Below are 20,569 nucleotides of genomic sequence, written 5' to 3'. Positions count from 1 at the left end.
CTTCCTGCTACAGTTTATTACGCTTCGTCGCCGAACCAGCAAATATTACGGGCAGCCATAATCAGCTCACCGGCTTTTTCGTCGGTCAACCCTTCGATATCAGCCAGATCATCAATGCCCTGGTCGGCGAGATCTTCCAGCGTACAAACACCACGAGCCGCCAGTTTGAAAGCCATATCGCGATCTAATCCTTCCAGATTCAGCAGATCGTCAGCCGGTTTGTTATCACCGAGGCTTGCTTCCTGGTCCTGCGCCAGAGTGGCCAGTGCGTTTTTAGCACGCTCGCGCAGTGCTTCAACGGTCGGCTCATCAAGGCCGTCAATTTCCAGCAGTTCTTTCATTGGCACATAGGCCAGTTCCTCGAGCGTGGAGAAACCTTCTTCTACCAGAACGGTCGCGAACTCTTCATCAATATCAAGATATTTAGTAAAAATCTCGATAGCGGCATGTGCTTCAGCCTGATGTTTAGCCTGCAAGTCATCAACGGTCATTACGTTGAGTTCCCAGCCGCTCAATTGCGAAGCCAGGCGGACGTTCTGACCATTACGTCCGATCGCCTGCGCCAGATTACCGGCTTCAACGGCGATATCCATGGTATGTTTATCTTCGTCCACCACGATAGACGCGACGTCTGCCGGCGCCATCGCATTAATGACGAACTGCGCCGGGTTATCATCCCACAGCACGATATCGATACGCTCACCGCCCAGTTCGGTAGAGACCGCCTGAACGCGCGCGCCGCGCATCCCCACGCAAGCGCCGACCGGATCGATACGTTTATCGTTGGTTTTCACTGCGATTTTCGCACGAGAACCCGGATCGCGAGCCGCCGCTTTAATTTCAATCACTTCTTCGCCGATTTCCGGTACTTCGATGCGGAACAGTTCGATCAGCATTTCCGGCTTGGAACGGGTGACGAACAGCTGCGCGCCACGCGCTTCTGGACGTACAGCGTACAGAACACCGCGGATGCGGTCGCCCGGACGGAAGTTTTCACGCGGCAGCATATCTTCACGCAGAATCACCGCTTCAGCGTTACCGGCCATCCCTTCGGATTTAATTTCCAGAGAGATATTGTCGCGGTTCACTTTCTTCACCACGCCAGTGACAATTTCGCCTTCCTGGTCGCGGAACTGATCGACAACCATCGCGCGTTCAGCTTCACGGACCTTCTGTACGATAACCTGTTTCGCAGTCTGCGTGGTGATACGGTCAAAGGTGACAGATTCAATCTGATCTTCAACATAGTCGCCGACATTCAGGCTTTCGTCTTCAAAACGCGCCGCTTCCAGCGTAATTTCCTTCGTCGGCATGGTCACTTCTTCAACGATCAACCAACGGCGGAAAGTATCAAAATCACCGCTTTTACGATCGATTTCTACACGAACATCGATCTCCTGCTCATATTTTTTCTTTGTTGCTGTCGCCAGCGCACTTTCCAGCGCTTCAAAAATTTTTTCGCGTGGCAGCGCTTTTTCGTTGGAGACGGCTTCAACAACAGCCAAAATTTCTTTGTTCATCGCGGGCTTTTCACCTCATCCAGACTGTTAAAAGTGGGGAACCAGGTTCGCCTTCTGGATATTACTCAGCGCGAACACTTCATCTTTGCCTTCGACTGTGACGGTAATCATTTCACCGTCCACCGCTTTGATAATGCCCTGCCACTTGCGACGGTTCTGTACCGCCATGCGAAGAACCAGCGCGACTTCTTCACCCTGGAAACGCGCATAATGATCGGCAGTGAACATAGGACGGTCGAGACCCGGTGACGAGACTTCAAGGTTGTAAGCCACGGAGATAGGATCTTCAACGTCCAGCACCGCGCTTACCTGGTGGCTCACATCAGCACAATCATCAACATTGATGCCATCTTCACTATCAATATAGATGCGCAGTGTGGATGTGCGACCGCGAATAAATTCGATGCCGACCAGCTCGTAGCCTAAGGCTTCAACTGGCGCTGTAATCATCTCTGTTAATTTTTGCTCTAATGTGGACAAGCCCACCCCCAAGACATAAAAAAAGGGCCTAAAGCCCAGTTATTCTGTAGTCAGATAACAAAAAACCCCGATAAATCGGGGCTTTAGATAACTGAACCCTATAACCGCAACGGCGGTCTGGTGTACCTTCCGAAAGAATTTTTTTCAAATCCAGCTACGAAGGACATAATCTTCACAGTATATTTGAAAAAGAACTCTAAGGGAAAGTGGTTGCGGGGGCCGGATTTGAACCGACGACCTTCGGGTTATGAGCCCGACGAGCTACCAGGCTGCTCCACCCCGCGCCTGAAACGTGGCAAATTCTACTCGTTTTGGGCAAAATTTGCAAATACTGCTGGGATTTGGTACCGAGGACGGGACGTAAAATCTGCGCACAGTATAGTGACCTGGCATGAGTTATGTCAACCCTATTCCCAATATGCAGATGAATGAATATCACTCTTCGTTATACTCATCCCACCTCTCCGGCTTATACACGCATGTCACAACGTTATTTCAGTAAACCTTCACTAAACGCTTCCTGTCTCTGCTAAAAGATGATTAAATGAAAACTCATTTATTTTGCATAAAAATGCACTAAAGCAGAAACCGATCTCATTATCAGTCAATCAAGCAGGGTTCTATTCTATGACGACGATTCTTAAGCATCTTCCAGCAGGTCAACGTATTGGTATCGCTTTTTCCGGCGGTCTGGACACCAGCGCCGCGCTGCTGTGGATGCGACAAAAAGGAGCTGTCCCATATGCCTATACTGCGAATCTGGGACAACCGGATGAGGATGACTATGACGCCATTCCTCGTCGCGCAATGGAGTATGGCGCAGAGAATGCTCGCCTGATTGATTGCCGCAAGCAGTTGGTTGCAGAAGGGATCGCAGCGATTCAGTGCGGCGCTTTCCATAATACGACTGGCGGACTGACCTATTTCAATACCACGCCTCTGGGCCGTGCCGTAACCGGCACGATGCTGGTCGCCGCGATGAAAGAAGACGGCGTGAATATCTGGGGCGACGGCAGTACCTATAAAGGCAACGATATTGAACGTTTCTATCGTTACGGCCTGCTGACGAATGCTGAATTACAGATTTACAAACCGTGGCTGGATACCGACTTTATCGATGAGCTGGGTGGTCGCCATGAGATGTCTGAATTTATGATTGCCTGCGGTTTCGACTATAAGATGTCAGTCGAAAAAGCCTACTCCACCGACTCCAACATGCTCGGCGCCACGCATGAAGCGAAAGATCTGGAGTTTCTTAACTCCAGCGTCAAGATCGTCAACCCGATTATGGGCGTGAAGTTCTGGGACGAGAGCGTGAAGATCCCGGCAGAAGAGGTGACCGTCCGCTTCGAACAGGGTCACCCTGTTGCCCTGAACGGTAAAACCTTCAGCGATGATGTTGAGATGATGCTGGAAGCAAACCGCATCGGCGGCCGTCACGGCCTGGGCATGAGCGACCAAATTGAAAACCGCATCATTGAAGCAAAAAGCCGCGGTATTTATGAAGCCCCCGGAATGGCGCTGCTGCACATCGCTTACGAGCGTCTGTTGACCGGTATTCACAACGAAGACACCATTGAACAGTATCATTCTCATGGTCGTCAGCTGGGTAAACTGCTGTATCAGGGCCGCTGGTTCGACTCGCAGGCGCTGATGCTGCGTGACGGCCTGCAACGTTGGGTCGCCAGCCAGATTACCGGTGAAGTGACGTTGGAGCTGCGTCGCGGCAACGACTACTCCATCCTGAATACCGTGTCCGACAATCTGACCTATAAGGCTGAGCGTCTGACCATGGAGAAAGGCGAGTCCGTGTTCTCACCGGACGATCGTATTGGCCAGCTGACCATGCGTAATCTGGACATTACCGATACCCGCGAGAAACTGTTCGGCTACGCGAAAGCGGGTCTGTTAACCGCCTCTTCCGCGACCGGTCTGCCGCAGGTTGAAAATCTGGAAAACAAAGCGAAGTAAACATTTATCATTCTAAGGCCGCGAAAGCGGCCTTTTTTATGCGCGGAATATAAGGTGTCTATAGGCCTGATAAACGTAGCGCCATCATGGGTTGTAATAATGTCGGATGGCGGCGTAAACGCCTTATCCGACCTACAGACAACCACAAATAACAGACGAAAAAAAAGACGCTTTTCAGCGTCTTTCTTTCGGAATATTGGTACCGAGGACGGGACTTGAACCCGTAAGCCCTATTGGGCACTACCACCTCAAGGTAGCGTGTCTACCAATTCCACCACCTCGGCACGGATACTGCTATTAGCGCGGGATATCGCTGGTCGGCTGGGCCGGTGCAGCAGGTTGAGTCTGCTCGGTCTTCGCCGGCGCGCTCAGATTTTCCCACTCGCTTCCTTTATTGGTTTTGTTGCTATTGATATTACCCAACACCAGACTGATGATGAAGAACAGCGTCGCCAATACCGCCGTCATTCGGGTCATGAAGTTACCAGAACCACTTGAACCAAATAGCGTAGCGGAAGCGCCTGCTCCGAAGGAGGCTCCCATATCAGCGCCTTTACCTTGCTGCAGCATGATCAGACCTACAAGGCCAATTGCCACAATAAGGAAAACAACTAAAAGAGCTTCGTACATAATCAACCTGTTCCTTGCGGAGTTGCCGCGTACCAATGCTTCTACCAATAAAGCGGGATTTTTACTGTTTCCCACTGAAGCGGGTGTGAATACTAACCAAAGCGAATGACCTTCGCAAGGGCAATTTAAGCGCATTGTATCAACTGCGGAAAAAAACAGCAAAAGCGTTGTTTTTTGCGGGCCGTAAGGCGGCAACCGCCGCCTTTTTAGTCACTTAAACGCTTAAACGGCTTTTACCGCATCCGCGATACGATGGGCGAATGCCGTAACCTGCGCTTCATCCTCGCCTTCAACCATCACGCGAATCAGCGGTTCGGTACCGGATTTACGTAGCAGTACCCGCCCACGATTGCCGAGCGTGGCTTCTACGTCCGCCGTTACCGCTTTCACCGCTTCATTTTCCAGCGGATCGCCGCTACCGGCGGTGTAACGCACGTTAACCAGAATCTGCGGGAACATTTTCATACCGCTGCACAGATCGTGCAGACTCATATGATTACGCACCATCGCCGCCAGAACTTGTAGCCCCGCTACAATACCGTCGCCAGTGGTCGTTTTATCCAGCAGAATAACGTGACCAGAGTTTTCCGCGCCGATGCGCCAGCCTTTTTCCTGCAATTTTTCCAGCACGTAGCGGTCGCCCACTTTCGCCCGGGCAAACGGAATGCCAAGCTGCTTGAGCGCCAGCTCCAGCCCCATATTGCTCATCAGCGTCCCCACCGCGCCGCCGCGCAGTTGCCCCTGGCGCAGCCCTTCGCGCGCGATGATATACATGATCTGATCGCCATCGACTTTATTGCCTTCATGGTCAACCATGATGACCCGGTCGCCGTCGCCGTCAAGCGCGATGCCGAGTTCCGCCTTCTCCGCCAACACGCGCGCCTGCAACGCGCGCACGTCGGTCGCGCCCACTTCTTCGTTAATGTTGACGCCGTTTGGCTCACAGCCGATGGCGATAACGGTCGCGCCCAGCTCGCGCAGCACATTCGGCGCGATATGGTAGGTAGCGCCGTTGGCGCAATCCACAACCACTTTCAGGCCATTGAGGCTCAGTTCGTTCGGGAAGGTGCCTTTACAGAACTCAATATAGCGTCCGGCGGCATCGACGATGCGGCTCGCTTTCCCCAGCTCGGCGGAGTCTACGCAGGTGATCTCTTTTTCCATTTCGGCTTCGATGGCTTCTTCCACATCGTCAGGCAGTTTCGTACCGTCGATAGAGAAGAATTTAATGCCGTTATCATAGAACGGGTTATGCGAAGCCGAGATAACGATACCCGCCTCCGCGCGGAAAGTCCGCGTCAGATAGGCGACGGCTGGCGTTGGCATAGGCCCGGTAAACGAGGCCGACAGTCCCGCAGCGGCAAGGCCCGCCTCCAGCGCGGACTCCAGCATATAGCCGGAAATACGCGTATCTTTACCGATAATGATTTTACGCGAACCATGACGCGCCAGCACTTTTCCGGCAGCCCAACCCAGTTTAAGCACGAAATCAGGTGTAATGGGGGCATTGCCTACACGTCCGCGAATCCCATCGGTACCGAAATATTTACGATTACTCATAGCGTTTGTTTTCCTTTGCAGACAGAGTGGCTTCTACCACCCGCATCGCCTCTACGGTTTCTTTGACGTCATGGACGCGAATGATCTGCGCGCCCTGCATCGCGGCAATTACCGCGCACGCAAGGCTACCGTTCAGACGGTCTGATGGTCCCACGTTAAGTAACTGACCAACCATCGTTTTACGTGACATGCCCACCAGCAGCGGCAGGTTAAAATGATGAAACTCACCCAGTCGCGCCAGTAAGGTATAATTGTGAGAGAGATTTTTACCGAAACCGAATCCTGGGTCGAGCAACAATTTCTCTTTTGCGATGCCGGCCTTCTCACAACGTGCTATTTGCTCAATAAAGTAGCGATTCACCTCGGCAAAGACATCGTCATATTTCGGCGCCTCCTGCATGGTTTTGGGGTTGCCCTGCATGTGCATAAGACTGACCGGCAAGCCGGTTTCCGCTGCCGCTTCCAACGCGCCGGGTTCGGAGAGTGAACGGACATCATTGATAATATGCGCGCCCGCCCTTGCCGCTTCACGGATCACCTCGGGTTTAGAGGTATCCACAGAAATCCACACTTCAAAACGTTGCGCGATTGCTTCCAGTACCGGAATAACGCGATCCAGCTCTTCTTCCACGCTCACTTCTGCCGCGCCTGGTCGCGTTGATTCCCCCCCCACATCAATAATTGTCGCCCCGGCATTCACCATTAAATTCGCATGTTTCACCGCCTCAATCAGCGTGTTATGCGCGCCGCCGTCGGAGAACGAATCCGGCGTTACGTTCAGGATCCCCATAACATGCGGATGAGTGAGATCGAGCGTGGCGCCCTGAGCGAAGAGTTTCATGGTCAAAATCCCTGTTTTATTTGTGGTGAGTTAAAAAAAGAAAAACCCCGGGGCAAGCCCCAGGGTTTCGGTGAGCGCTAAACATAATGTTGTACAACAAACGTTTATTTGTCGCCCAGCTGCTCTGACATCGTGTTGCCCGGGTTCGGCGTGCGTGGTTCATCAACCGGACGCGGCGCCTGAGGCGTACCATTGCTGTCAGAGTTATTGGTGCCGTTTGGATCTTCCCAGCCCGCAGGCGGACGCACTTCACGACGCGCCATCAGGTCATCAATCTGCGGCGCATCGATGGTTTCATATTTCATCAGCGCATCTTTCATCGCGTGCAGAATATCCATATTGTCAGTCAGGATCTGACGAGCGCGATTGTAGTTACGTTCAATCAGCGCTTTCACTTCCTGGTCGATGATACGCGCAGTTTCATCAGACATATGTTTCGCTTTTGCGACGCTACGGCCGAGGAATACTTCGCCCTCTTCTTCCGCATACAGCAACGGACCGAGTTTCTCCGAGAAGCCCCACTGGGTGACCATGTTACGCGCCAGGTTAGTCGCGACTTTAATGTCGTTCGACGCGCCGGTAGAAACATGCTCAACGCCGTAGATAATCTCTTCCGCCAGACGGCCGCCGTACAGCGTGCTGATTTGGCTTTCCAGCTTCTGACGGCTGGCGCTGATCGCGTCGCCTTCAGGCAAGAAGAAGGTCACGCCCAGCGCACGACCACGCGGGATAATCGTCACTTTGTGCACCGGATCGTGTTCCGGCACCAGGCGACCGATAATCGCGTGGCCCGCTTCGTGGTACGCGGTCGACTCTTTCTGCGCTTCCGTCATCACCATGGAGCGACGTTCGGCGCCCATCATGATTTTGTCTTTCGCTTTCTCGAACTCAACCATCGACACAACGCGCTTATTACCACGAGCTGCAAACAGCGCCGCTTCGTTGACCAGGTTCGCCAGGTCAGCACCGGAGAAGCCCGGCGTACCGCGCGCAATGATCGCCGCATCAATATCCGTCGCTAACGGTACGCGACGCATATGCACCTTCAGAATCTGCTCACGACCGCGCACATCCGGCAGGCCTACCACCACCTGACGGTCAAAACGGCCTGGACGCAGCAGCGCCGGGTCCAGAACGTCCGGACGGTTAGTTGCGGCGATAACGATGATACCTTCGTTACCTTCGAAGCCGTCCATCTCAACCAGCATCTGGTTCAACGTCTGCTCACGTTCATCGTGACCGCCGCCCAGACCTGCGCCACGCTGGCGACCTACGGCGTCGATTTCATCGATGAAGATAATGCACGGCGCCGCTTTCTTGGCCTGTTCGAACATGTCACGCACACGAGACGCGCCGACACCGACGAACATTTCCACAAAGTCAGAACCGGAAATCGTAAAGAATGGCACCTTCGCTTCACCCGCAATGGCTTTTGCCAGCAGGGTTTTACCGGTACCCGGCGGGCCGACCATCAGGACGCCTTTCGGAATTTTACCGCCCAGCTTCTGGAAACGGCTCGGTTCACGCAGGTATTCAACCAGTTCCGCCACTTCTTCTTTCGCTTCGTCACAACCCGCGACGTCAGCAAACGTGGTTTTGATCTGATCTTCCGTCAGCATACGCGCCTTGCTCTTACCGAACGACATGGCGCCTTTGCCACCGCCGCCCTGCATCTGACGCATGAAGAAGATCCAGACGCCGATCAGCAACAGCATCGGGAACCAGGAAATGAAGATAGAAGCCAGCAGGCTTGGCTCTTCAGGTGGTTCGCCAACAACCTTGACGTTTTTAGTCAGCAGGTTATCAAGCAGCTTCGGATCATTAATCGGAATGTAAGTCGTGTAACGGTTACTATCTTTCTTGGTAACGTTGATCTCACGTCCGTTGATACGCGCTTCGCGAACCTGGTCCTGATTGACCTCTTGCAGGAAGGTAGAGTAATCCACCTTACGGCCATTAGACTCGCTGGGCCCAAAGCTCTGGAATACTGACATCAGCACAACGGCAATGACCAGCCAGAGTATTAGGTTTTTCGCCATGTCACTCAAGGGATTAACCTCTTATTACAACTGTGTTAAAAACAGCGTCAGGATACTCTATATCCAGTTTCTTTCAAACCTTACGTCTGAAATCTGCCGGTTATCACTTTCGCCCGGTCGCTACAATGTACACTTCACGCGAACGCGCACGCGAAGAGTCCGGCTTACGAACTTTAACCTTCGTAAACAGGGAGCGAATTTCCCTTAGATACTCATCGAAACCTTCGCCCTGGAACACCTTCACTACAAAACTTCCGCCTGGCGCCAGCACATCGCGGCACATCTCTAACGCCAGCTCCACCAGATACATGGCGCGGGGGATATCCACCGCCGGTGTTCCGCTCATGTTTGGTGCCATATCCGACATGACAACTTGTACTTTACTGTCACCCACGCGTTCCAGTAACGCTTTCATGACAAGTTCATCACGAAAATCGCCCTGAAGAAAGTCCACACCAACGATAGGATCCATAGGTAAAAGATCACAAGCGATGATGCGGCCTTTGCCGCCAATCTGCGTGACCACATACTGTGACCAGCCTCCTGGCGCAGCGCCGAGATCAACTACCGTCATTCCCGGCTTAAAAAGTTTGTCACTTTGCTGTATTTCATCAAGTTTAAACCAGGCACGGGAGCGTAGCCCCTTTTTCTGCGCCTGTTGAACATATTTATCGCTAAAGTGTTCCTGAAGCCAGCGGCTTGAGCTGGCAGAACGCTTTTTACCTGTCATTTAACTTTCCCGTCGGGGCAGTTCATCGTAGCCAATGGCGTAAATTTCTACACGCCTATTTGGCGATATAAGGGAGATGGCGGTAGAATGACCCGTTTTCAATCCCAACGTAAGCAAAAATATACGATGAATCTGAGTACTAAACAAAAACAGCACCTAAAAGGTCTGGCACATCCGCTCAAGCCTGTTGTTATGCTTGGCAATAATGGTTTGACCGAAGGGGTACTGGCCGAGATTGAACAAGCGTTAGAGCACCATGAACTTATCAAGGTGAAAATCGCCTCGGAAGATCGCGAAACAAAAACCTTGATCGTGGACGCTATCGTGCGCGAAACCGGCGCCTGTAACGTACAGGTCATCGGTAAAACGCTGGTGCTGTATCGCCCAACTAAAGAGCGTAAAATCTCGCTGCCGCGTTAAGGATATCCTAAAGTCGAACACAAAATCTGTGTAAAACGAGGGGTTTTCCACGAGCAGGAGAGCAAAATGCCACGCTCTCTCCGTTGATAAAAGGCCGCTATGCGGCCTTTTTCCTTTCTTTACAATACACCAACAATTTGCGTATTGAGTACTACTTAAAGGTATTCCACTTTAAGCACTTCGTATTCCACATCGCCGCCAGGCGTTTTGATCACCACGACGTCATCTTGCTCTTTGCCGATCAGACCGCGAGCGATTGGCGAGTTTACCGAAATGAGATTTTGCTTAAAATCCGCCTCATCATCGCCAACAATGCGGTAGGTCTGCTCTTCGTCGGTGTCCAGGTTCAGCACCGTGACGGTAGCGCCGAAAATCACGCGACCATTGTTCGGCATTTTAGTGACATCAATCACCTGCGCATTCGACAGTTTTGCTTCGATATCTTTAATGCGCCCTTCGCAGAAACCCTGCTGTTCGCGTGCAGCATGATACTCCGCGTTTTCTTTTAAATCGCCATGTTCGCGCGCTTCGGCGATAGCGGCGATGATTTCAGGACGGCGCACAGATTTCAGAAAATCCAGCTCTTCGCGCAGTTTTTCGGCTCCGCGTAAGGTCATCGGAATAGCTTGCATTTGTTATACCTCTTGAACATTCCTGTAGGGGGCAATGAACTCTACCCCGGCTGCTAAGCCAGCCCCGGCATATGCCATACCAGGGTCAGAAGCAAAAAAACACCAACCCGGGCGCGCAGTCCCAGGTCAGCTACAATTTCCTCTTTGATAACCATTTTACCCTGGAGTTCCCTATGGGTCATCGTTTACTTTTTAGGGCGTTGCGCCGTAGTATGACGGCTTGTTTCCAGGGTGTTAGCGCGAGATTATGCGATTTTCCAGATTTATCATCGGATTGACCACCAGTATAGCGTTCAGCGTTCAGGCCGCGAATATTGACGAATACATCAAACAGCTTCCGGCCGGCGCCAACCTCGCGCTGATGGTGCAAAAGATTGGCGCGCCCGCGCCGGCTATTGATTATCATAGTCAGCAGATGGCGCTTCCCGCCAGTACCCAAAAGGTGATTACCGCGCTGGCGGCGCTGATTCAACTCGGCCCGGATTTCCGTTTTACGACCACGCTGGAGACTAAAGGCAACGTCGATAACGGCATCCTGAAAGGTGACGTAATTGCGCGCTTCGGTGGCGATCCAACGCTAAAACGTCAGGATATTCGCAATATGGTCGCGACGCTGAAAAAGTCCGGCGTCACGCAAATCGACGGCAATGTGCTTATCGACACGTCGATTTTCGCCAGCCACGATAAAGCGCCAGGCTGGCCGTGGAACGACCTGACGCAGTGTTTCAGCGCGCCTCCCGCCGCCGCCATTGTTGACCGCAACTGTTTTTCTGTGTCGCTTTATAGCGCGCAAAAACCAAACGATTTAGCCTTTATTCGCGTGGCCTCTTATTATCCGGTAACGATGTTCAGCCAGGTACGGACTCTACCGCGCGGTTCGGCAGACGCGCAGTATTGCGAGCTGGATGTTGTGCCTGGCGATTTGAACCGTTATACGCTTACCGGCTGTTTACCACAGCGCGCCGACCCGCTGCCGCTGGCCTTTGCTATTCAGGACGGCGCCAGCTACGCGGGCGCGATCCTCAAGCAGGAACTGAAAGAGGCCGGGATAACTTACCGCGGCACGCTGCTGCGCCAGACGCAGGTTAACGAGCCCGGAACGATCGTCGCCAGTAAACAGTCGGCGCCACTGCACGATCTGCTTAAGATTATGCTGAAAAAGTCAGACAACATGATCGCCGATACTGTTTTTCGGATGATTGGTCATGTCAGGTTTAACGTGCCTGGCACCTGGCGGGCGGGATCGGATGCCGTTCGCCAGATTCTGCGCCAACAGGCGGGAATTGATATCGGCAATACCATTATTGCCGACGGTTCCGGTCTTTCTCGCCATAATCTGATCGCTCCCGCCACGATGATGCAGGTGCTGCAATATATCGCCCAACATGATAACGAGCTGAACTTTATCTCTATGCTGCCGCTGGCGGGCTATGATGGTTCATTACAATACCGCGCCGGGCTGCATCAGGCGGGCGTAGACGGTAAGGTTTCGGCGAAAACCGGATCACTGCAGGGCGTGTATAATCTGGCGGGCTTTATTACCACCGCAAGCGGGCAACGGATGGCATTTGTACAGTATTTGTCCGGCTACGCGGTTCCACCTGCCGATCAGCGTAATCGCCGAATCCCGCTGGTACGCTTCGAGAGTCGGTTGTATAAGGATATTTATCAGAATAACTGAGTGCATTATTGCCGGATGGCGGCGCTAACGCGCCTTATCCGGCCTACAACGAACATAATAAAACGGGCCGCAAATGCGGCCCGTTGGCTTTTATAGGCCGGATAAGCGTTAGCGCCATCCGGCTACGAGATTAACGTTTGTAGATGAACTCGACGCCTTCTTCGTCGTCTTCATCCCAGTCGTCATCCCAGTCATCGTCTGCGTCTTCTTCCACTTCAGCCAACTGCTGGCGATGATAATCGTCCCACATGAACTCGACTTTTTCCGGCTGTTTTGCTTCTTCAGCCTGCGCGATCGGATTCTCGATGATAAAGGTCATCACATCCCAGCAAAGATCTTTCACCCCTAGCTGACTGGCAGCGGAAATCAGATAGTATTTCCCTTCCCAGCCCAACGCTTCGGCGATCGCTTTCGCTTTCTCTTCCGCTTCGGTTTTATCCATCAGATCGATCTTGTTGAACACTAACCAGCGCGGTTTAGCCGCCAGATCCTGGCTGTATTTTTCCAGTTCGCCAATAATGATACGGGCGTTTTCCACCGGATCGGAACCGTCGATCGGATCGATATCAATGAGGTGCAGCAGTACGCGGCAACGTTCGAGGTGCTTCAGGAAGCGAATCCCCAAGCCCGCGCCTTCCGCCGCGCCTTCGATCAACCCCGGAATGTCGGCCACCACAAAACTCTTTTCGCTGTCCATACGTACCACGCCCAGGCTCGGCACCAGCGTGGTAAACGGATAGTCCGCGACTTTCGGTTTTGCTGCCGATACCGCGCGAATGAACGTTGATTTACCGGCATTTGGCATCCCCAGCATCCCGACATCCGCCAGCAGCATCAGTTCCAGCAGCAGGTCGCGCTTATCGCCCGGCGTACCATTGGTTTTCTGGCGCGGCGTACGGTTAACCGAGGATTTAAAACGGGTATTGCCTAGCCCATGCCAGCCGCCCTTCGCGACCAACAGACGCTGACCGTGTTTGGTCATGTCGCCCATCGTTTCACCGGTTCCCTGGTCGATAACGCGCGTACCGACCGGCACTTTGATGGTCACGTCTTTACCGCGTTTACCGGTACAGTCGCGGCTCGCGCCATTCTGACCACGTTCAGCGCGGAACGATTTTTCAAAGCGGTAATCGATCAGCGTATTCAGGTTTTCATCGGCTTCCATCCAGACGTCGCCGCCGTCGCCGCCATCACCGCCGTCCGGGCCGCCTTTCGGGATATATTTTTCGCGGCGGAAGCTCACACAGCCATTACCGCCATCGCCTGCAACGACCAGAATCGATGCTTCATCAACAAACTTCATTTTATTCTCCGTAAATCATTCGCCTGAGCGGGGTTGCGAAACCACCGTTTCATGCTTGCGTAAACCGCCCCAAATACGATGACCAATGGCGGAATACATCGCGCCCGCAACCACGACAAACGCACCGAGATAACCTAAAAGGTTTAACATCGGTCTGGCGAAGAAATCGGGCCAGGCCATAGATAAAAGATCTGAAAACAGCAGGGTAAATAGCGGTGTAAGCGTGATTATCGCGCTCACCTGCGCCGCCTGCCAACGCGCCATCGCTTCCGCCAGGGCGCCATATCCTACCAGCGTATTTAGCCCGCAGAAAATCAAACAGGCGAGCTGCCAGTCGCTCAGTTGCGCTATCACCATCGGTTTTGCCAGCGGCAAGAGCGCTATCGTACATAAAGTGTACAGTAAAAACAGGATCTGCTGCGAGGCCAGACGTCGCAATAATACTTTTTGCGCCACGCCATAGCTCACCCACACCATCGCCGCGCCTACGCCAAAAATAACGCCCCAGGTGTAGTCGGTCAGTCGGGTAAAAATCTCGATCAGACTGGTGTTAAAAAACATTACCAGCCCGCTCAATAACATCAGCGCGCCAATCACCTGCGTACCGCGCATCTTTTCTTTCAGAATAAAGACGCTGGCGACCATCATGCCAACCGGCGAGAGCTGACCGATAACCTGCGACGCGGTTGGGCTTAAATATTGCAGGGAAGAACTGAACAAAATGAAATTACCGAACAGTCCGCAGGTCGCTATCGCCAATAACACCAACCAGCGCGGCTTACGAAAAATACGCAGCGGCGGCAGCTTTCTTTTTACTGCCAGTATCGCCCCGAGGCCAATACTGGCCATTAAGAAGCGGTAGAAGACAATGGTTGAAGGCTCCATCACCTCCAGCACTTGCTTCATTGCTATTGGCAACGCTCCCCAGCACATCGCGGTAGTGAGCGCTAAAAGAATGCCAATGCCTGCCTGCTGCTTCATGCCGTGTTCCCTGCAAAGACCCGTTAACGGCATTCGCACAGCCACACGGGTATATTTTAGTCGGCCATCGAATGTAAAAAGCCCCGCAACAGGTGCGGGGCTTTCATCCGTTACCGGACCACAAAAAACTTACTCAGCAACGATGCTGATGTATTTACGGTTTTTCGGGCCTTTAACTTCGAATTTCACTTTACCGTCTGCTTTAGCAAACAGAGTGTGGTCACGACCGCAACCAACGTTGGTACCAGCGTGGAATTTAGTACCACGTTGACGAACGATGATGCTGCCTGCCAGAACTGCTTCACCGCCAAAGCGTTTTACGCCCAGACGTTTAGCTTCAGAATCGCGACCGTTACGAGTCGAGCCGCCAGCCTTTTTATGTGCCATTTAATCTGCTCCCCTAATCTTAAGCGCTGATGCCGGTAATTTTCACATCAGTGAACCACTGACGATGGCCCTGCTGCTTACGGTAGTGTTTACGGCGACGAAACTTAACGATTTTAACTTTCTCGCCACGACCGTGGGCAACAACTTCAGCTTTGATTACGCCGCCATCAACGAAAGGAACGCCGATTTTGACTTCTTCACCGTTTGCGATCATCAGAACTTCAGCGAACTCGATAGTTTCGCCAGTTGCGATGTCCAGCTTTTCCAGGCGAACGGTCTGACCTTCGCTTACTCGGTGTTGTTTACCACCACTTTGGAAAACCGCGTACATAAAAAACTCCGCTTCCGCGCACACCTTTCAATGATTCAGAGCGCGCTATAAATATTCACAATAGGGCGCGAATATTACGCAAATTGCACGGCTTTGACAAGTGCTACCATCAATACATGAAGAAAAAAAACACAACGCATACGGTAACGTTTATCTGCGGCGTTTTTTCAGTACAATCAGGGTATATTTCTAACCATAAACCCTACGTTACCTCATTCAGACATGGGATAATCGGGGCGATAAGCCCGGCTTTTGCGATGAATTTAGAAAAAATCAACGAGTTAACCGCGCAAGATATGGCGGGTGTCAATGCGACAATCCTTGAACAGCTTAATTCCGACGTTCAACTGATTAATCAGCTAGGATATTACATTATTAGCGGCGGCGGAAAACGCATTCGTCCGATGATTGCCGTTCTTGCCGCGCGCGCGGTGGGTTATCAGGGTAACGCGCACGTGACTATCGCCGCTCTGATCGAGTTTATCCACACGGCGACGCTGCTACATGATGATGTGGTGGATGAATCCGATATGCGTCGCGGCAAAGCGACGGCAAATGCCGCTTTCGGTAATGCCGCCAGCGTGTTGGTCGGCGACTTTATCTATACCCGCGCCTTCCAGATGATGACCAGCCTCGGCTCGTTAAAAGTGCTGGAAGTGATGTCGGAAGCGGTCAACGTGATTGCAGAAGGCGAAGTGCTGCAATTGATGAACGTGAATGACCCGGACATTACCGAAGAAAATTACATGCGGGTGATTTACAGTAAAACGGCCCGTCTGTTCGAAGCCGCCGCCCAGTGCTCCGGTATTCTCGCCGGTTGTACGCCTGAGCAAGAGAAAGGGTTGCAGGACTATGGCCGCTACCTTGGTACGGCTTTCCAGCTCATTGACGATCTGCTGGATTACAGCGCCGACGGCGAGCATCTCGGTAAAAATGTGGGTGATGACCTCAATGAGGGCAAACCCACCTTACCGTTGCTTCACGCCATGCGCCACGGTACGCCAGAACAGTCAGCGATGATCCGTACCGCTATTGAACAAGGTAATGGCCGTCATCTTCTGGAACCGGTTCTGGAAGCGATGACCACCTGCGGCTCGCTGGAATGGACGCGTCAGCGCGCGGAAGAAGAAGCCGACAAAGCGATATCCGCGTTGCAGATATTGCCGGATACCCCATGGCGTGAGGCGCTAATCGGTCTCGCACACATCGCGGTGCAGCGCGATCGTTAATGCCGTTCTCTTATCCCGCGTACTGCGCGGGATATCCCATTAAGTTCTAATAAACTCCAGATACCCTATCGCCTGTCGTTCACATACTCATCCAGGACTTACCCTGGCATATTCTGAATATTGTCGCTACTTACATGAACTTTTTAGAACATTCCTTCACGAAGCGTTATAGTATCGAACGTCGTCGGGTTGTTAAAACCGTAAGTGATTAACCTAAGGAGTGATGGATGTATGGAAAGCAAGCTTATTGACTGGCATCCGGCCGATATCATTGCCGGACTACGTAAAAAAGGGACTTCAATGGCCGCTGAGTCACGTCGGAATGGATTGAGTTCATCCACGCTGGCCAATGCATTAACGCGCCCGTGGCCGAAAGGAGAGTTGATTATCGCGAAAGCATTGGGAACGGAACCCTGGGTTATTTGGCCATCGCGTTATCACGATCCGCGCACGCATGAGTTTATCGACAGAACGCGGCTTATGAGAGCGCGTAATAAAGACAAACAGAATGTAGAGTAAGTGCCTGTAAAACAACCCCCGCAATCGCGTTCGCGGGGGTTATTCAGCGTACAGAAGGTTATTCGCCTTTCACGCGTTCAATATTCGCGCCTAGCGCGCGCAGTTTGTCTTCGATGCGCTCATAACCGCGATCGATGTGATAAATGCGATCCACAATCGTCGTGCCTTCCGCAATACAGCCCGCCAGCACCAGGCTCGCAGATGCCCGCAGATCTGTCGCCATGACCTGGGCGCCAGAGAGCGTTTCTACGCCATGGCATATGACGGTATTGCTTTCAATTTCCGCACGCGCGCCCATGCGACTGAGTTCAGGCACGTGCATAAAACGGTTTTCAAAGACGGTTTCAGTGATAAAGCCCGTCCCTTCCGCCACCAGGTTCAGCAACGTGAACTGCGCCTGCATATCGGTCGGGAATGCCGGGTGCGGCGCGGTACGGACATTGACCGCCTTCGGTCGTTTGCCGTGCATGTCCAGACTAATCCAGTCCTCGCCCACTTCGATATCCGCGCCCGCATCGCGCAGTTTCGCCAGTACCGCGTCCAGAGTGTCCGGTTGCGCGTTACGGCAGATGATTTTGCCGCGAGAGATCGCTGCCGCCACCAGGAAAGTCCCCGTTTCGATACGATCCGGCAGCACACGATAAACGCCGCCGCCCAGACGCTCTACGCCCTCGATCGTAATACGATCGGTGCCCTGCCCGGCGATCTTCGCCCCCAGCGTAACCAGGAAGTTAGCGGTGTCGACAATTTCCGGCTCGCGCGCGGCGTTTTCAATGATGGTCGTCCCTTCCGCCAGCGTAGCGGCGCACATAATGGTGACGGTCGCGCCGACGCTGACCTTATCCATCACGATATGCGCCCCTTTAAGACGCCCTTCGACGGATGCCTTTACGTAGCCCTCTTCCAGCTTGATGGTCGCACCCAGTTGTTCCAGACCGGTAATATGTAGATCAACCGGACGCGCGCCGATAGTACAGCCCCCCGGCAGAGAGACTTGTCCCTGACCAAAACGGGCAACCAGCGGCCCCAGCGCCCATATCGAGGCGCGCATGGTCTTAACCAGATCATAAGGCGCGCAGAATACGTTCACCTGGCTGGCGTCAATGTGTACCGATCCATTGCGTTCCACTTTCGCGCCTAATTGGCTCAGGAGCTTCATCGACGTATCCACGTCTTTCAGTTTTGGGACGTTTTGGATCTCTACCGGTTCTTCTGCCAGCAGAGCGGCGAACAGGATCGGCAGCGCGGCGTTTTTGGCGCCGGAAATTGTGACTTCGCCCTGGAGCGTCGTTGGCCCCTGTACACGAAATTTATCCATTATTGTATTCTCAGTTAAGCATTCATCTCCGCTACCGGCAGGTTACCCGTAGCTTAAAATCCGTTAAGTTTACGATCGCGCGCCCATTCCGCCGGGGTATATGCTTTGATCGATACGGCATGGATACGGTTGTCCGCAATGTACTCCATTAGCGGCCCATAGACCGTTTGCTGTTTCTTGACCCGGCTCATGCCGTCAAACATCTCGCCCACGGCAATAACCTGAAAGTGACTGCCATCGCCGGAGACGTGGACTTCCTGGAGGGAGAGGGCATTCATCAGCACACTCTGAATTTCATGATTTTCCATGGGTTCTTTATTCGTCAAATAGTGAAAACAGCCCAACATCTTAGAGCAAAGTCGCGCCGTCTTAAATAAGCAAAAGATTACGCTGATAAATCAGCGCGGTAAAAGTGCCGGATGGTGCTGCTAACGCAATTTATCCGGCCTACGGGGATCATGCGAAGTGTAGGCCGGATAAACCATCCGGCATTCATTACATACGGGGAAGTACGTCTTCAGGCAAGTTATATAATTGCGCCAGCGCGTAAACCTTGTCGTTAACGCCAGACAGCGATACGGCATTACCCTGCTTTTTTGCCTGGTTCACAAGGTGCGCCAGCAGCGCCAGTCCCCCCGTATCCACCCTGGAGATCTGGCTCAGGTCGATACGGGTAACGCCAGTCATCGCTTCTACGCGCGCGTCCCATAGCGGCGCCAACACGTCCTGATCCAGCTCTCCCGCCAGCACCAGAGTGTCCGCCTCACGCGTCCAGGTGAGTTGCGGCGTCATTACTGTTTCTCGTCCAAAGTAATTTTCTGTTGAGAGATAGATTTCAGTTGTGCGGTCAGGCCGTCGATGCCTTTAGTACGCAGCAGGTCGCTCCACTCATTTTGCTTGGTGGTGATCATGCTGACGCCTTCCGCAATCATGTCATACGCCTGCCAGTTGCCGGTCTGAGTGTTTTTGCGCCACTGGAAATCCAGGCGTACCGGCGGACGACCGTTGGGATCGATAATCGTTACACGGATAGGCACAATGGTCGCATCGCCCAGCGGTTGCTCAGGCGCTATCTGGTAAGTCTGGCCGTGGTACATCGCCAGCGCCTGACCGTAGGCCTGTTTCAGGTATTCGCGAAACGCGGCAAAATAGGCTTCACGCTGCGCCGGGGTCGCCTCTTTGTAGTAGCGGCCCAACACCAGCGCGCCGGCATATTTTACCTGCACGTACGGCAGAAGTTCCTGATCAACAACGTCGCGCAGGTAATCCGGATTGGCACGAATTTTCGGCTGTTCGTTTTTCAGGCGATCAAACGTTTTCTGCGCCGCCTCGTTCATCAGTTTATAAGGATTGCTCTGATCCGCTGCCGTTGCTGCGCTTAATGGCGCAATGATCAGCAGGGCCACCATCATCAGTCGTTTAAACATGCCTCAATTCTCCTGAGATTATTTCGTTGCGCCCGCGGGCGTTGTGGCTTCAGTATGGTCTTCCGTTGCGGCTGGCGCATCGCCAGAATTCTTATTGTCGTCGCCTTTGCTGTTATAGAGGAACTGACCAATCATATCTTCCAGCACCATTGCAGACTTGGTGTCCTGAATCGTACTCCCATCTTTGAGGATAGACGTTCCCAGCTCAGGATCTTCAAAACCGACGTTTAATGCCAGATATTGCTCCCCCAGCAGTCCGGAAGTACGAATACTCAACGAGCTGGTATCGGGAATATGGTTATAACGCTCTTCGATGTCGAGCGTTACGCGCGGCAGGTATGTTTTCGGATCAAGCGAGATATCTTCAACCCGCCCGACAACCACCCCGCCGATGCGTACCGGGGAACGCACTTTCAGACCGCCGATGTTATCGAAGGTCGCATAAACCTTATAGGTCGGCTCCGTGCGCATAGAGGTCACATTTGCCGCCTTCAGGCAAACAAACAGCGCCGCCAGCAACGCTACCAGCAAAAAAACGCCTACCCAAATTTCATTTTTTTTCGTTTGCAT

Annotated in this window: 22 protein-coding genes and 2 tRNA genes; 5 read left to right on the top strand and 19 right to left on the bottom strand. The window is 52.8% G+C overall.

The window, feature by feature from the left end:
* Window positions 1–17: 17 nt before the first annotated feature.
* From nusA to NA197_RS04680, 3 genes are all read right to left on the bottom strand, one after another.
* On the bottom strand, window positions 18–1,520 hold the full coding sequence (nusA, locus tag NA197_RS04690; protein WP_001031038.1) for a transcription termination factor NusA: 1,503 nt from the start codon (window positions 1,518–1,520) through the stop codon (window positions 18–20).
* A gap of 27 nt (window positions 1,521–1,547) precedes the next feature.
* Entirely contained in the window at window positions 1,548–2,000 is a 453-nt protein-coding gene (rimP, locus tag NA197_RS04685) for a ribosome maturation factor RimP (RefSeq protein WP_000105461.1), read from the bottom strand.
* Between the two features lie 207 nt (window positions 2,001–2,207).
* Window positions 2,208–2,284, bottom strand: a tRNA-Met gene (locus NA197_RS04680).
* A gap of 343 nt (window positions 2,285–2,627) precedes the next feature.
* On the opposite strand from NA197_RS04680, the gene argG reads away from it, so the two are divergent.
* The gene (argG, locus tag NA197_RS04675) at window positions 2,628–3,971 is read left to right on the top strand and encodes an argininosuccinate synthase (RefSeq protein WP_000207645.1); all 1,344 of its coding nucleotides are present in this window, start codon (window positions 2,628–2,630) and stop codon (window positions 3,969–3,971) included.
* Between the two features lie 197 nt (window positions 3,972–4,168).
* Here argG and NA197_RS04670 read toward each other — a convergent pair.
* The 6 genes from NA197_RS04670 to rlmE form a co-directional block, all read right to left on the bottom strand.
* Window positions 4,169–4,255, bottom strand: a tRNA-Leu gene (locus tag NA197_RS04670).
* 13 nt (window positions 4,256–4,268) lie between these two features.
* Window positions 4,269–4,601 (bottom strand): preprotein translocase subunit SecG, encoded by a 333-nt coding sequence (secG, locus tag NA197_RS04665; protein WP_000272680.1) that lies wholly within the window; start codon window positions 4,599–4,601, stop codon window positions 4,269–4,271.
* A gap of 222 nt (window positions 4,602–4,823) precedes the next feature.
* Window positions 4,824–6,161, bottom strand: a complete 1,338-nt coding sequence (gene glmM, locus NA197_RS04660) for a phosphoglucosamine mutase (protein WP_021000809.1) — start codon at window positions 6,159–6,161, stop codon at window positions 4,824–4,826.
* On the bottom strand, window positions 6,154–7,002 hold the full coding sequence (gene folP, locus NA197_RS04655) for a dihydropteroate synthase (RefSeq protein ID WP_000764710.1): 849 nt from the start codon (window positions 7,000–7,002) through the stop codon (window positions 6,154–6,156). Before folP ends, glmM begins: the two co-directional genes overlap by 8 nt.
* A gap of 104 nt (window positions 7,003–7,106) precedes the next feature.
* Window positions 7,107–9,041 (bottom strand): ATP-dependent zinc metalloprotease FtsH, encoded by a 1,935-nt coding sequence (gene ftsH, locus NA197_RS04650; protein ID WP_001107481.1) that lies wholly within the window; start codon window positions 9,039–9,041, stop codon window positions 7,107–7,109.
* 103 nt (window positions 9,042–9,144) lie between these two features.
* Window positions 9,145–9,771: a 23S rRNA (uridine(2552)-2'-O)-methyltransferase RlmE gene (gene rlmE / locus NA197_RS04645; RefSeq protein ID WP_000145974.1), complete on the bottom strand. Its 627-nt coding sequence runs from the start codon at window positions 9,769–9,771 to the stop codon at window positions 9,145–9,147.
* A 126-nt stretch (window positions 9,772–9,897) separates the two neighbouring features.
* Here rlmE and yhbY point away from each other — a divergent pair, with 126 nt between their 5' ends.
* Window positions 9,898–10,191 (top strand): ribosome assembly RNA-binding protein YhbY, encoded by a 294-nt coding sequence (gene yhbY / locus NA197_RS04640; RefSeq protein ID WP_001592995.1) that lies wholly within the window; start codon window positions 9,898–9,900, stop codon window positions 10,189–10,191.
* Window positions 10,192–10,346: 155 nt separating this feature from the next.
* Here the strand turns inward: yhbY and greA are convergent, their stop codons facing one another.
* Window positions 10,347–10,823, bottom strand: coding sequence for a transcription elongation factor GreA (gene greA / locus NA197_RS04635; protein ID WP_001148008.1), 477 nt, complete (start codon window positions 10,821–10,823; stop codon window positions 10,347–10,349).
* A 247-nt stretch (window positions 10,824–11,070) separates the two neighbouring features.
* On the opposite strand from greA, the gene dacB reads away from it, so the two are divergent.
* Window positions 11,071–12,504, top strand: coding sequence for a serine-type D-Ala-D-Ala carboxypeptidase (gene dacB / locus NA197_RS04630; protein ID WP_001212680.1), 1,434 nt, complete (start codon window positions 11,071–11,073; stop codon window positions 12,502–12,504).
* A 130-nt stretch (window positions 12,505–12,634) separates the two neighbouring features.
* On the opposite strand, the gene cgtA is transcribed toward dacB, so the two are convergent.
* The 4 genes from cgtA to rplU form a co-directional block, all read right to left on the bottom strand.
* A complete protein-coding gene (cgtA, locus tag NA197_RS04625; protein WP_000673556.1) occupies window positions 12,635–13,807 on the bottom strand; it encodes an Obg family GTPase CgtA in 1,173 nt (390 codons plus the stop codon).
* Between the two features lie 15 nt (window positions 13,808–13,822).
* Window positions 13,823–14,788: a DMT family transporter gene (locus NA197_RS04620; RefSeq protein WP_000813052.1), complete on the bottom strand. Its 966-nt coding sequence runs from the start codon at window positions 14,786–14,788 to the stop codon at window positions 13,823–13,825.
* A 129-nt stretch (window positions 14,789–14,917) separates the two neighbouring features.
* The gene (rpmA, locus tag NA197_RS04615; protein ID WP_000940593.1) at window positions 14,918–15,175 is read right to left on the bottom strand and encodes a 50S ribosomal protein L27; all 258 of its coding nucleotides are present in this window, start codon (window positions 15,173–15,175) and stop codon (window positions 14,918–14,920) included.
* A gap of 19 nt (window positions 15,176–15,194) precedes the next feature.
* Window positions 15,195–15,506 carry a 50S ribosomal protein L21 gene (rplU, locus tag NA197_RS04610; protein WP_000271396.1) on the bottom strand — a complete coding sequence of 104 codons (312 nt, stop codon included), beginning with the start codon at window positions 15,504–15,506 and terminating at the stop codon, window positions 15,195–15,197.
* Between the two features lie 257 nt (window positions 15,507–15,763).
* Between rplU and ispB the strand changes: the two genes are divergently transcribed.
* Entirely contained in the window at window positions 15,764–16,735 is a 972-nt protein-coding gene (gene ispB / locus NA197_RS04605; protein ID WP_001047354.1) for an octaprenyl diphosphate synthase, read from the top strand.
* 231 nt (window positions 16,736–16,966) lie between these two features.
* Entirely contained in the window at window positions 16,967–17,254 is a 288-nt protein-coding gene (gene sfsB, locus NA197_RS04600) for a DNA-binding transcriptional regulator SfsB (RefSeq protein WP_000444167.1), read from the top strand.
* 58 nt (window positions 17,255–17,312) lie between these two features.
* On the opposite strand, the gene murA is transcribed toward sfsB, so the two are convergent.
* The 5 genes from murA to mlaD all read right to left on the bottom strand — a co-directional run bounded on the left by murA (window position 17,313) and on the right by mlaD (window position 20,569).
* On the bottom strand, window positions 17,313–18,572 hold the full coding sequence (murA, locus tag NA197_RS04595) for a UDP-N-acetylglucosamine 1-carboxyvinyltransferase (protein WP_000357286.1): 1,260 nt from the start codon (window positions 18,570–18,572) through the stop codon (window positions 17,313–17,315).
* Between the two features lie 53 nt (window positions 18,573–18,625).
* Window positions 18,626–18,880, bottom strand: a complete 255-nt coding sequence (gene ibaG, locus NA197_RS04590) for a BolA family iron metabolism protein IbaG (RefSeq protein ID WP_001518349.1) — start codon at window positions 18,878–18,880, stop codon at window positions 18,626–18,628.
* Between the two features lie 187 nt (window positions 18,881–19,067).
* On the bottom strand, window positions 19,068–19,364 hold the full coding sequence (mlaB, locus tag NA197_RS04585) for a lipid asymmetry maintenance protein MlaB (RefSeq protein ID WP_000188844.1): 297 nt from the start codon (window positions 19,362–19,364) through the stop codon (window positions 19,068–19,070).
* Complete coding sequence (mlaC, locus tag NA197_RS04580; protein WP_000476467.1) at window positions 19,364–19,999, bottom strand: phospholipid-binding protein MlaC; 636 nt, start codon at window positions 19,997–19,999, stop codon at window positions 19,364–19,366. Before mlaC ends, mlaB begins: the two co-directional genes overlap by 1 nt.
* Before the next feature lie 18 nt (window positions 20,000–20,017).
* Complete coding sequence (mlaD, locus tag NA197_RS04575; RefSeq protein ID WP_001193589.1) at window positions 20,018–20,569, bottom strand: outer membrane lipid asymmetry maintenance protein MlaD; 552 nt, start codon at window positions 20,567–20,569, stop codon at window positions 20,018–20,020.

The sequence above is a fragment of the Salmonella sp. NW884 genome, from assembly GCF_051700745.1.
Classification (GTDB): Bacteria; Pseudomonadota; Gammaproteobacteria; order Enterobacterales; family Enterobacteriaceae; genus Salmonella; species Salmonella enterica.
This window is presented reverse-complemented; position numbering and strand designations above follow the sequence as displayed.